This window comes from Paenibacillus sp. FSL M8-0228 (assembly GCF_038007385.1).
Classification (GTDB): Bacteria; Bacillota; Bacilli; order Paenibacillales; family Paenibacillaceae; genus Paenibacillus; species Paenibacillus polymyxa_D.
The window spans coordinates 3,502,814-3,514,254 of the sequence record NZ_JBBOXA010000001.1; the positions used below are offsets into that span (position 1 = coordinate 3,502,814).

13 protein-coding genes are annotated in these 11,441 nt (G+C 46.6%); 3 read left to right on the top strand and 10 right to left on the bottom strand.

What is annotated here, in order from left to right; genetic code table 11:
- Positions 1-29: 29 nt before the first annotated feature.
- From spoIIIAE to MKY98_RS15640, 9 genes are all read right to left on the bottom strand, one after another.
- A complete protein-coding gene (gene spoIIIAE / locus MKY98_RS15600) occupies positions 30-1,223 on the bottom strand; it encodes a stage III sporulation protein AE (protein WP_069012727.1) in 1,194 nt (397 codons plus the stop codon).
- Between the two features lie 12 nt (positions 1,224-1,235).
- Entirely contained in the window at positions 1,236-1,625 is a 390-nt protein-coding gene (spoIIIAD, locus tag MKY98_RS15605) for a stage III sporulation protein AD (protein WP_013310826.1), read from the bottom strand.
- A gap of 8 nt (positions 1,626-1,633) precedes the next feature.
- Positions 1,634-1,837 (bottom strand): stage III sporulation protein AC, encoded by a 204-nt coding sequence (spoIIIAC, locus tag MKY98_RS15610; protein ID WP_010345636.1) that lies wholly within the window; start codon positions 1,835-1,837, stop codon positions 1,634-1,636.
- A gap of 12 nt (positions 1,838-1,849) precedes the next feature.
- On the bottom strand, positions 1,850-2,368 hold the full coding sequence (gene spoIIIAB, locus MKY98_RS15615; protein WP_069012728.1) for a stage III sporulation protein SpoIIIAB: 519 nt from the start codon (positions 2,366-2,368) through the stop codon (positions 1,850-1,852).
- A complete protein-coding gene (gene spoIIIAA / locus MKY98_RS15620) occupies positions 2,361-3,356 on the bottom strand; it encodes a stage III sporulation protein AA (protein WP_069012729.1) in 996 nt (331 codons plus the stop codon). Before spoIIIAA ends, spoIIIAB begins: the two co-directional genes overlap by 8 nt.
- Before the next feature lie 413 nt (positions 3,357-3,769).
- Entirely contained in the window at positions 3,770-5,023 is a 1,254-nt protein-coding gene (locus MKY98_RS15625; RefSeq protein WP_069012730.1) for an aspartate kinase, read from the bottom strand.
- Positions 5,024-5,216: 193 nt separating this feature from the next.
- Positions 5,217-5,774, bottom strand: a complete 558-nt coding sequence (gene efp / locus MKY98_RS15630; protein WP_029517249.1) for an elongation factor P — start codon at positions 5,772-5,774, stop codon at positions 5,217-5,219.
- Positions 5,775-5,807: 33 nt separating this feature from the next.
- Entirely contained in the window at positions 5,808-6,881 is a 1,074-nt protein-coding gene (locus MKY98_RS15635) for a M24 family metallopeptidase (protein ID WP_029517248.1), read from the bottom strand.
- Positions 6,882-6,962: 81 nt separating this feature from the next.
- Positions 6,963-7,544: a YqhR family membrane protein gene (locus tag MKY98_RS15640; RefSeq protein ID WP_069012731.1), complete on the bottom strand. Its 582-nt coding sequence runs from the start codon at positions 7,542-7,544 to the stop codon at positions 6,963-6,965.
- A 285-nt stretch (positions 7,545-7,829) separates the two neighbouring features.
- Between MKY98_RS15640 and MKY98_RS15645 the strand changes: the two genes are divergently transcribed.
- From MKY98_RS15645 to MKY98_RS15655, 3 genes are all read left to right on the top strand, one after another.
- Positions 7,830-8,828, top strand: a complete 999-nt coding sequence (locus MKY98_RS15645) for an ABC transporter substrate-binding protein (protein WP_069012732.1) — start codon at positions 7,830-7,832, stop codon at positions 8,826-8,828.
- A 165-nt stretch (positions 8,829-8,993) separates the two neighbouring features.
- The gene (locus tag MKY98_RS15650) at positions 8,994-9,986 is read left to right on the top strand and encodes a DUF1385 domain-containing protein (protein WP_069012733.1); all 993 of its coding nucleotides are present in this window, start codon (positions 8,994-8,996) and stop codon (positions 9,984-9,986) included.
- A gap of 7 nt (positions 9,987-9,993) precedes the next feature.
- Positions 9,994-10,314 carry a hypothetical protein gene (locus MKY98_RS15655; protein ID WP_029517244.1) on the top strand — a complete coding sequence of 107 codons (321 nt, stop codon included), beginning with the start codon at positions 9,994-9,996 and terminating at the stop codon, positions 10,312-10,314.
- A gap of 119 nt (positions 10,315-10,433) precedes the next feature.
- Here the strand turns inward: MKY98_RS15655 and MKY98_RS15660 are convergent, their stop codons facing one another.
- Complete coding sequence (locus MKY98_RS15660; RefSeq protein ID WP_029517243.1) at positions 10,434-11,423, bottom strand: patatin-like phospholipase family protein; 990 nt, start codon at positions 11,421-11,423, stop codon at positions 10,434-10,436.
- Positions 11,424-11,441: the final 18 nt, after the last annotated feature.

Genomic DNA, 11,441 nt, shown 5'->3' on the forward strand with positions numbered 1-11,441 from the left:
TCCCCCCTTGTTGGTTTACGTGCATTGGTTCACCTCATCATGACTGTCATATTGCCTGCTGCGAGCATGACTGTAATTGCAAGGAAGGACATCAATCCCACTGCTGCCAGCGCCGCGAAAACATAAATCATGCTCTTGCCGATCGCATCCAGACATGCCACGATAGGCGTATCACCCAAAGGCTGCATGATCGCTGCTGTCACTTTATAAATGAGCGCCAGCGTCAGAATCTTGAGGGCGGGAAAGGCGCACAGGAACAAAATAATAATGACTCCTACCAGACCAATGGCATTTTTAACGAGCAGCGAAGCCGAAATAACTGTATCTGTCGCATCTGCCAACGCCTTGCCGACCACCGGAACAAAGCTACCTGTAATATATTTGGCTGTACGGATCGTTAATCCGTCAGTAACGGACGATGTCAAGCCTTGTACCGAAATGACTCCAAGAAAAATCGTCAGCAGCACTCCCAGCACTGCTACTCCAGCGTTCCGCAACAGATCGGCTAGCTGGGTCAGCTTGTATTTGCCCGTCAGCGAGTTGACCAAATACAGCACAGCCGAGAAGAACAGCAGCGGGAAAACCAGCGTATGAATGACTGTTCCGACTGTGTTGATCATAAATACAATCAGCGGGTGGGTCACCGAAACTGTTACGACGTTCCCCATCGAGGCTAGCATGGTAAACAGCAAAGGCAACATTGCCATCATGAAGTGAATCATGCTATCAATCGCTTCTTTGGCATAACCAATCGCTACACTAAAGCTATTAATCGCCAAAATGATAATGACCATGTATACGATAGCGTAGGCCACTTTGCTGACCTGTTTGCTTTCAAAAGCGCTTTGCAGCGTTTCCAGCACCATACTCATAATGCTGAGCATGACGATGGTGACGAGCAACTTGGCATTTACTCGGATTTCATGGATGAAAAAATCAGCTATAGCGCTCAATACACCCTTTATGCTGAACCCTTCACCGCCTGGAAGCAGCATGTCCATGAAGGAAGGCGTTTTCTGATCAGGGAAAAATCCGCCGTATTGCTGCATGAGCCCGTCCCAATAATGTTCTACTTCGTCTTTGGGCATTTGCTCCGCCTGCTGTCTGATCCATTCGTTTGTCGGTGTATTATCTGCAAAGAGGAACGCAGCCGAGGCACACCAGAAACATAGCAGCAACATTGCAATTACTTTGAGATTCGGCATGCCCCCCAGCCTTTTCATGGCATCACCCCCTCAGGCGGGCATCAGCTTCAGAATGGTATCAATAATAATGCTGATAATCGGGATTGCGAGCACCATAATGAGTACCTTTCCGGTAAGCTCAATTTTGGAAGCAATCCCGTCTTGTCCTGCATCCCGAACGATTTGCGCTCCAAATTCAGCAATATAAGCGATACCGATTATTTTCAAGACGGTTTTAAAATAGATCATATCCATGCCTGAAGACCGGGCCAGTCGCTCCAGTACAGCAACCACAGATCCGATCTTCCCAATCAGCAGCAAAAAAATGACGATTCCCGCAGCTGTTGCAATCAAAAAGGCAAACATCGGCTTCTGTTCCTTAATGACTAAAATAAGGACTGTGGCAATGAGGGCGAAGCCCACCACCTGAATAATTTCCATGTGTCCACCTACTGAAAAAGAAAGATAGATTTGATCTCTTGCAGAAGGTTATCCAGCATTCGCACCACCATGAACAGGACTACGACGAAGCCGATGACCGTTACCCAGTGCGCCATGTCTTCTTTGCCCATTTGCTTTAATACGGTATGAATCATAGCGATAATAATGCCAATTCCGGCAATTTGGAAAATTGCGTTCACTTCTAAATTCATTCGAGCACCCCGCTAATAGATCAAAATGACGATCAATGCTCCGATCAGCAGTCCCAGGCTCCTGCTCATACGCTCGTACCTCACCTGATCTGCCTGCGCCTGCGCTTCCTCATGGGATAACTGCTGGATGGTCAACGCAATGTGCTTGATCTGGTCTTCACGGTCGCTGGTTCCAAGACTGTAAGCAAGCTGCCGCATCGCTTCCTTCTCGGCTTGCTTCATAGAGGAACGGCTCCACGAGTCTTCAATGGCTTTATGCAAGCTTTCTCTGGCAGTCAGGCCAAAAGAGGGGTGCATCCAGCGTGAGGCTTGCTGAAACAGACTGCGTAAGGGCTCTCGCAGGGGCTCTCCTGTCTTGGCGAAAGCATCTGGTAACGGAGACACCCCGTACGAAACCTCGGTGGTCAATCTTTGCAGCGCAAGAATCAACTCCCTGATTTGCCGCGGCCTCATTGCAAACTGCCTTGCCCGTTGCCAACCTGCCAGCGTAGCGGCCAGTATAACCAAGGCTGCCCCCAGTAGCTTAAGCATAGGAGATGCCCCCATTCTGCCCTTCTCCAGACAGTGTAATCCTGCGTTGCTTGGCATCTGCCAGTCGGAATGAGACGCCCCGGCTCGTCCGCTCCAGCATGACGTAGAGTTGAAACAGCTCTTGTCCTGTAGTTAATCCAGCAAAAGCAGACCGGGTCGCCATTTCAGCCACATCGCGACCATGTGCGGAAGCAATGACTGCAATGCCTGCATGGAGCGCTTCGCGCACCGCCTCCGCATCTTCCGGTCGTCCGATTTCATCAACAATGAGGACATCCGGTGACATCGAGCGGATCATCATCATCATGCCTTCTGCTTTCGGACATCCGTCCAATACATCGGTGCGAGGCCCGACATCAAAACCCGGGATACCTTTGTGACTACCAGCGATCTCAGAGCGTTCGTCTATAATGCCTACCTTGAGTCCATTCCGTCGCCCCCCATGGCTTTCCATCCCTCCGTAACTGAGTTGCCGAGCCAAGTCCCTAAGCAGTGTCGTTTTGCCATGCTGAGGAGGGGACAAAATGAGGGTATGCCGGATTTTCCCGGACATTCGATCTGCTACATAAGGCAATATCCGATCAGCTATGCCGGGAATTGCACGCGCAATTCTTACATTAAAGCTGCTTATATCCCTCAAATGCTCCACTCGTCCTCGGTTGAGCACGGTTCTCCCTGCCAAGCCAATACGATGACCGCCAGGGATCGTAATAAACCCTTTACGAAGCTCCTCTTCCATCGTATAGAGGGAATGATTGCTGATAAAATCCAGCAGTCGGTGGGCATCCTCACGGTCAGGCTTATAGGCTTCCACATGGTTCAAAGTCAGCTGACCAGCAGACGTTACAAAATGATGTTCACCGTTTGCATTAATTTCTAACGGCCTTCCTTCCCTGACCCGGATTTCTTCCAGTTGCTCAAATACCGTTTCTGGAAGCCTTCCGAGTATACCGTGCAACGGTTCGGGAAATAACTCCAGCCATTCCATACCGATGCAGCCCCCTCACAGTTGTCCTTTTTCTTTAAGACAAGTCTATGGTTGACTCTCGCTTTTTATGCCGAAAATATATTGAAAACCTAGGCAAACTTTTGCTAACTCCTATCAACGCTCAACAGACCTTTCTCCCGCTTGTTTAAGCACCATTCTCTAATTTGCACAAATAAAAAAGGGCCTCTCAAAGCCTTGTCGGCTAAGGGAAACCCTTGGGTAGAAAAGATAGATTCAGAAAAAAAGAGGCTGCCCCTCAGTTTAACTCTCACTGATGGAACAACCTCTTAACCTACTGCTGTATTCTATGATTTATCAAACTATAAATAGAGGGCATATAATGTATCAACCTTTATCTGTCATAAGCATCGTTCACATTAGCCATATTCAGTGTCTAGATCACGTTGCAGTTATTAACGACGGTCTTGCGGTCCACCCACAAACGCTTGCTCCTCGGTGTCCAGGTTATAAGCTGTATGCAACGCCTGAATAACCTCATGAAGCTTACCCGCTTCAATTACACACGATACTTTGATTTCAGATGTGCTTACCATTTTAATGCTAACGCCTTGCTCTGCCAGTACGGCAAACATTTGCGCAGCAACACCCGGATGGCTAACCATTCCTGCACCTACAATGGAAACCTTCACCAAGTTTTCCTCAGACGTTACTTCACGGTACGGAAGCTCTCCACGAATACCTTCCAGCGTCTTCAGTGCCGCTTCACGATCCGTCAGAGCTACTGTAAAGGAGAAATCCGCTTTACCAGCTTCAACCCCGCTCTGTACAATAATGTCTACATCAATTTTGGCTGCCGCCAGTGTTCCAAATACTTTCGCCAGTACGCCGGGAATATCGGCGACGCCCAAAATACTGATTCTTGCTACATTTTTATCATATGCAATCCCACTGACTACAACGCCTTGTTCCATTACTGCATCCTCCTTTACGACCGTTCCTTCATTATGGTTAAAACTGGACCTCACAATCAGCGGTACCCGGTTATGTTTAGCATATTCTACCGCACGAGGATGCAATACAGCTGCACCCAGATTGGCTAATTCCAGCATTTCATCATAAGAAATTTCTTTTAGCTTACGAGCAACTTTTACGATCCGTGGATCAGTTGAATATATACCGTCCACATCCGTGTAAATTTCGCAGGCATCCGCTTGAATCGCCGCCGCCAGCGCAACCGCCGTCGTATCAGAGCCACCACGTCCCAGCGTTGTAATGTCTCCCTCTGCAGACATCCCTTGGAAGCCAGCTACAACAACGATCTTGTTGCTGCTCAGTGCTTCCAGCACTCGCTGAGGTTGAATGTCCGTAATTCGTGCTCGACCAAAGTCAGATTCAGTACGGAAACCAGCCTGCCATCCCGTAAACGATACCGCTTCATGACCCAACTGCTGAATAGCCATCGACAACAAGGCGATTGAAATTTGCTCACCTGTCGTCATCAACATATCCAACTCACGTGCAGGCAACTGCTCATTCAACAATTTGGCCTGGTCAATCAGTTCGTCTGTCGTGTCTCCCATTGCGGAAACGACCACTACACATTGATGCCCTTCACTCTGTTTCTCAACAACGCGTTTTGCCACGCGTTTCATGCGCTCCGTGTCACCGACGGAACTGCCTCCGAATTTCATGACATACAAAGACAACGATATTCACTCCCTCAGACTCAGTATGTAACCTTGAGATGGCACCCAACGACTTGAACGTGACATCCTGCGGAATAACTTTAGTACAGTATAATATGAAAGTGCTGTGCGGAGCCATTGTTTTTTAATATTAGTGCTTATAAAAATATCCCCTGCCCTTACAAGGACAGAGGAAATCTAAAAGCAGCAAATTTTATGCGCGAGACATGTATTTACCGTCACGTGTATCAATTAACAATACGTCATCTTGGTTAATGAACAAAGGAACTTGAACATTCAAACCCGTTTCCAATTTGGCATTTTTGGTAGCACCTGTAGCTGTATTACCTTTAATACCTGGTTCTGTTTCGATTACTTTGAGTTCCACGCTGGTTGGCAGGTTAATACCCAAGATTTCGCCGTTATAGCTGACGATATTTACATTCATGTTTTCTTTCAGGAAGTTAAGTTCCCATTTCAATTGATCGCTGGACAATGTGAATTGATCATATGTTTCATTATCCATGAATGTATGATCGTCTGCACTAGCATACAGATAAGATACACCGCGATTTTCGATTTGCGCACGACCGATCGTTTCACCCGCACGGAATGTACGTTCAACAGTGTTACCGTTACGCAAGTTTTTCAACTTGGAGCGTACGAATGCTGCACCTTTACCCGGTTTTACGTGTTGGAAATCCAGCACCGTAAAAATATCTCCGTCTACCTCGACGGTCAAACCTGTTTTAAAATCATTAACGTTAATCACTAAAATACCCCTCCTACAGGACTGTTATCGTTATTAAACGACTGTAAATTCTTTGCTCGAATGTGTTAATAATTTGATGCCGCTATCTGTAATAACGATATCATCCTCGATCCGTACACCGCCCAATCCAGGCACATAGATACCTGGCTCGACCGTTACCACCATACCCGGCTCCAGAATATCATCACTCGCCTTCGACAGGCGTGTAGATTCATGTACTTCAAGACCCAGACCATGACCTGTACTGTGCCCGAAATTGTCTCCATAGCCATGGCTTGCAATAATATCCCGGGTCAGTGCATCCGCTTCACGGCCTGTCATGCCCGGCTTAATATGTTCAAGTGCGTGAAGTTGCGCCTTAAGTACAATATCGTAGATCTCACGCAACTGGGGCGCTAAATCCCCTTGTGTGGCCACTGTACGTGTCAAATCGGAGCAATAGCCATCCAGCAACGCACCAAAATCAAACGTAATCAGCTCGCCTGCTTGTACTAACTTAGCACTGGCTACGCCATGAGGCAATGCCGAACGAACTCCAGAAGCCACAATTGTGTCAAATGAAGAGGATGTAGCTCCCTGCTTGCGCATGAAGAATTCCATTTCCAGATCCAGCTCACGCTCGCTGACACCTGGTTTGATGTAAGGTAAAATGTGTGCAAAAGTAGCATCTGCCAAATCCGCTGCCCGCTGCATCACTTCCAGCTCTTCCGCATCCTTGTACACCCGTAATTTCTCTACAATGCCCGACACCGGAACCAGTGAAATAGGTGACAAATCTTCGCTATAAGCTTTATGCGTCGCAACAGTTACAGCGTCTTGCTCAAAGCCTGTTTCGCTGATCTGATGGGAAGACAGCAATTCTTTCACCGTTTCCATGACCTGTGCAGCGTGCTGCACTACCGTGAAGCCTTCGGCTTGTTCGGTCGCTTGCGTCATATAGCGAAAGTCAGTCAGCAAATAGCTATGGGATTCCGTAATCAGCACATAACCTGCCGAACCTGTGAAGCCTGTCAAATATCGACGATTGACAGGGCTAGTAATCAGCATAGCCCGCAGATTATGCTCGCCCAGCGCCAGCCGCAGCTTTAACACCCGGTCATTCTTCATCTTTCATTCCGCTCCCCTCTGTCAAATAACCAAATGCTATTTTAACACAGGGAATAGGCGCTTGAGAAGTTTTTGTTACGTTCAGCTCTCAGCTTTCTCAGGCTCGCGCTTTCTTTCATCCGTATACTCGACAGCAACGGTATATCCGATAAATAGTCCCCACAGTAAAAACACACAAATTTCCGTATATAAGGAATTCCATGTTAACCGATCAGGAGCATTCATCATCCCTAGCTTAGGACCTGTTAATACAAATAAAACAACCCACCAAATCAGGCCATACACAATGCCGGGTAAAGGACCCTTAAATCTGCGCAGCAACAGAGTGTACACCAGTGAAGCTACGACGGATAATCCAATAAAAAACAGTAGCCCTACCAGATGTCCCGCCATGGTGTTCATAAATGAATGCTTGAAAAAAGGCTCTGCGAGAAAACCAGGCGCTACTACGGTAAAGTGCAACTTATAAAACAGCCAGCGCAGCAATCCCCAGAGCAAACCCGAAAAAAAACCCAACTCAAGCGCAAAAGGAATGAGAGGCGTATGTATTTTGCCTGACTGCTGCCTGCCTCTACCACTGTCGTTATGATTACGTGGATCCTGAGATCCACGAGGCTGCTCCTGTTCATGTCCTATCTTGGGTATAGAGAAGGTTTCGCTCATGTTGTTTAATCCCCTTTCATTATGAAAACTTTTTCCCATCGTAAAGACTATTGCAATCGGAAATGCATGTACTTCCATCGGATTCTGCATTCCATTTTGCTGGTAGTATGCTCCAAGGGGGGAGAGTTTAACAATGAACAGGAATGCTGAATAATGGCAGCTTTCGACTTGAGTGCACGGACCCGTTTTTTACATTGACAAAATTTCAATCCTCTATCATAATATAATGGTGAAAATGATAATCATTATCATTTTATAAAAACATATATACGGGAGAACGCTTCTATGAAAAAGGGATTCATCGGGATTTTATTGTTAATGGTTTTTACGCTCACTCTGGCAGGTTGCGGAGCAGCCGACAATGCATCGGACAAAGATCAGGTAGCCACGGGTAGTAAACCGACTGACACAGCGACCGGTCCTGTGACGGTAAAGCATAATCGTGGTGAGGTCACGCTCGACAAGCCCGCACAGCGTGTCGTAGTGCTGGAATGGACATTTACAGAGGATTTGGTTGCGTTGGGCGTTCAGCCGGTGGGTAATGCTGACAATGCCAACTACAAGGTGTACGTGACACCGGAGGCGGCTCTGGATAGTAGCGTGGTCGATGTCGGCACGCGTAACGAACCGAATCTGGAAGCGATTGCTGCATTGAAGCCGGATCTGATCATTTCCAATGTTGATGGGAATGAAGCTATCTATGAGCAACTTAAGGCCATCGCTCCTACGATCGAATATAATCTGAACAATGGTAATGGCTACGATCATGATAAAATGGTAGAAATTTTTAATAGCATCGCAGTTGCTCTGGGAAAAGAAGAAAAAGCTAAGCAGGTGCTTGCCGAACTGGATCAGCATTATGCTGAAGCCAAAGAAAAGCTCGCCGCTGCTGGCAAGTCGGATTTTCATTATGTACTGACACAAGCTTTCACTTCGCAAAATGCGGCCAGCCTCCGTATGTTTTCGGATAACTCAGTCGTCGTGGCAACACTGGCGAAGATCGGTATGATTAATGATTGGAAACCAAGCAAAGTTGAACCGTATGGCTTTACAACCGTCGGTATTGAAGCTCTGTCTGCTGTTCAGAACAGCAACTTTATCTATATTGTGCAGCCGGACGATGATGTTTTCGGGGCACCTATGAAAAATAATTCGGTCTGGAACGGTCTGAATTTCGTTAAAGAAAAACGCACCTATCCACTGAACGGTACGACATGGACATTTGGCGGCCCTCTCTCATCAAAAGGACTGGTTGATCAGGTTGTTGGGGCAATTACGCAATAGGTTGTTTCCGAAGTTTTATAATGAGTAGCATTTATGTGAGCAGTCTGACGCTCCATAAATGCTTTTTTTATAAGCCTGTGGTTACACCAGTTTCATCTAACTAGATATTCCCTTCCAAATTCGATACAATATACAAAAAAGCATGTATTAAGAGAGGTGAGACGGTTGTCACAAGCATCCAAGCCTGTGAGCTACGGTGGTCAGGCAGTCATTGAAGGTGTCATGTTCGGCGGCAAGCGTGTCAATGTCACGGCAGTTCGCCGCAAAACTGGCGAAATCACATATTTGGAAGTACCACGCAAGGAGCAATCCTGGGTATCCAAATTCCGCAGAATTCCTTTATTGCGGGGGATTGTAAGCATCATCGACTCCAGCGCCAAAGGTACCAAGCATTTGAACTATTCAGCCGATGCGTATGCTGATGATGAAGTAGATCCGGAAGAACGCGCTGAGCAAAAGAAAAAAGAAGAATCTCGCTGGAGTCTGAGTATGATGATCGGTGTAGCGGCAGTCGGGATTATCTCCTTCTTGTTCGGCAAAATTGTGTTAACCCTCGTTCCGGTTATTGTAGAGAATTTCCTGTTCGGCAGCTTATTTCACAGCCAAATTTTGCATAACCTCGCCGAAGGAGCCATTAAGCTGATTCTGCTGCTGGCTTATTTATGGGGTATTTCCCAAACTCCGTTAATTAAACGATTGTTTCAATATCACGGTGCAGAGCATAAAGTAATTACGGCATTCGAAGCTGGGGAAGAACTAACTCCGGCCAATGTGCAAAAATACAGCCGTCTGCATTACCGCTGCGGTAGCAGCTTTATTATGCTGACCGTGATCATCGGGGTACTTGTCTATTCCCTATTCACCTACGATAATCTGTGGGAGCGTATGGGGCAACGGCTTCTACTGCTTCCGATCGTACTGGGGCTTTCTTTTGAATTTCTCAAGCTGACCAATGCTCTTCGTGAAATTCCGGTACTTCGTTATTTAGGTTACCCCGGTCTGTGGCTGCAACTACTTACCACCAAAGAACCGACTGATGATCAAGTGGAGGTATCCATTGCCTCATTTAAGCGTATGCTTGAATTGGATGCTGAGTTGGAAAATGTACCTGTAAAGGAGACCTTCAACAGTCCTGCCCTTGATCCTGTGAAAGGATGAGTGAATAATGAACAGACATGCTGTTATTTTCTGGCTTACCCTTGCTTTGGGTGCATATGGGATTGTGGATATGCTGTGGAGAGGAAGTTGGGGCTTTCTCATGAGTTTACTCATTCCCGTCCTTGTTTTTGCAGTTATATTTCTGCTATACAAATACCTGCCAGGACAAAGCAATCGTACTCCCAAAATCAAACCCTCTGTGCGCACCATGGCCAAAACAGCCAACGCACGTAAGCAGCAGACTACGGGCAAGCGCAAAGCGTATCCTTTTCATGTGATTGAAGGTTCCAAGGGCAAAAATGAAGAAGAACAACCTAAATATCATTAACGATAATAATCATCCTTTAAAATGCAACACAAAGGAGCCGTCACCCGCGTATTAAAATATGACGGGAAGAGGCTCCTTTTTTCACACCCTTTTAAATTACTTTAACTGCCAATTAGTGTTCATTTCATAGCGTACATGGTATCCTTCATCAATTGGTATTTGCTATACTGCTGCTGGTAAGAAGTGATGCTCCATTTGTGGAAAAAAGCATCCCCTGCCTGCACACCGGAAGCATACAGCAAATCACTTTGCACTGTAGAAATGTTAAATTGTGCAGTGCGGATCCCCAATGTTGGAATTTTAATCGTCCGATACCGATTCTCCTGCTCAATATATCGTTCATCGTGTGCTGATAGCATGGTATCGAAAATAGCCTGCAGCATGGTCAAAGGACCCCGTATATAAGAAACTTTGGTCTCCGTACCCGTCTTGCCCACCATTTGAAACCCTACCGTTGGAATCGTTTTGGCCTCACGTTCATTTACAGGCTCATCAAAAAGCCACAAAGGCAAATTGCTTAGTAAAGCCCCATCAACTACAAATACAAATTGCTGGGAAAAGGTTTTTCCCTTGGCAAGTGCAGAATCAAGTCTTAACATAACGGGATCAAAAAAGTAAGGGATACTTGTGCTCATCCGAATGGCCTTTGCTACCTCCAGTGAAGAAGGATTTATACCAAAACGTTTGATATCCTCAGGAAGCACCAGAATGCGTCCATTCGTGATATCTGATGCAATAATGCGCAGTTTGCCAGGAGGTAAATCCGCAAACGTACGCACTCCCTTAGCTCGTAACAGCTCACGTACCCAGTGCTCCAGTGCCTCCCCTGAATAGAGACCTTTTTTAAGAAAGATACGAGCTGCTGGTCCAACCCACTTAATATTGAACACTGGAGAACGTCGTAACAACTTAACCAAGGGGGTTTTCTCTATTACGGCTTTCATTTCATCCGCAGAGTATCCCGCAGCCAATAAAGCAGCTACAATAGCACCTGATGATGTACCTGCTAAACGATTGAATACAATTCCATGCTCCTCCGCAGCCTTAACTGCACCCGCCAGCGAAATTCCCTTAACCCCTCCACCCTGGAACACAGCATTGATCAGCATAGATCAAAAAACCTCCGT

Bases quoted from the DNA above. Each gene is read 5' to 3' on its own strand.
- MKY98_RS15655 (WP_029517244.1), top strand. From the start codon at position 9,994: ATGAACAGACATGCTGTTATTTTCTGGCTTACCCTTGCTTTGGGTGCA.
- spoIIIAC (WP_010345636.1), bottom strand. From the start codon at position 1,837: ATGAATTTAGAAGTGAACGCAATTTTCCAAATTGCCGGAATTGGCATT.
- spoIIIAE (WP_069012727.1), bottom strand. From the start codon at position 1,223: ATGAAAAGGCTGGGGGGCATGCCGAATCTCAAAGTAATTGCAATGTTG.
- MKY98_RS15660 (WP_029517243.1), bottom strand. From the start codon at position 11,423: ATGCTGATCAATGCTGTGTTCCAGGGTGGAGGGGTTAAGGGAATTTCG.
- spoIIIAB (WP_069012728.1), bottom strand. From the start codon at position 2,368: ATGCTTAAGCTACTGGGGGCAGCCTTGGTTATACTGGCCGCTACGCTG.
- MKY98_RS15635 (WP_029517248.1), bottom strand. From the start codon at position 6,881: ATGAAGAATGACCGGGTGTTAAAGCTGCGGCTGGCGCTGGGCGAGCAT.
- MKY98_RS15640 (WP_069012731.1), bottom strand. From the start codon at position 7,544: ATGAGCGAAACCTTCTCTATACCCAAGATAGGACATGAACAGGAGCAG.
- MKY98_RS15645 (WP_069012732.1), top strand. From the start codon at position 7,830: ATGAAAAAGGGATTCATCGGGATTTTATTGTTAATGGTTTTTACGCTC.
- spoIIIAD (WP_013310826.1), bottom strand. From the start codon at position 1,625: ATGGAAATTATTCAGGTGGTGGGCTTCGCCCTCATTGCCACAGTCCTT.
- spoIIIAA (WP_069012729.1), bottom strand. From the start codon at position 3,356: ATGGAATGGCTGGAGTTATTTCCCGAACCGTTGCACGGTATACTCGGA.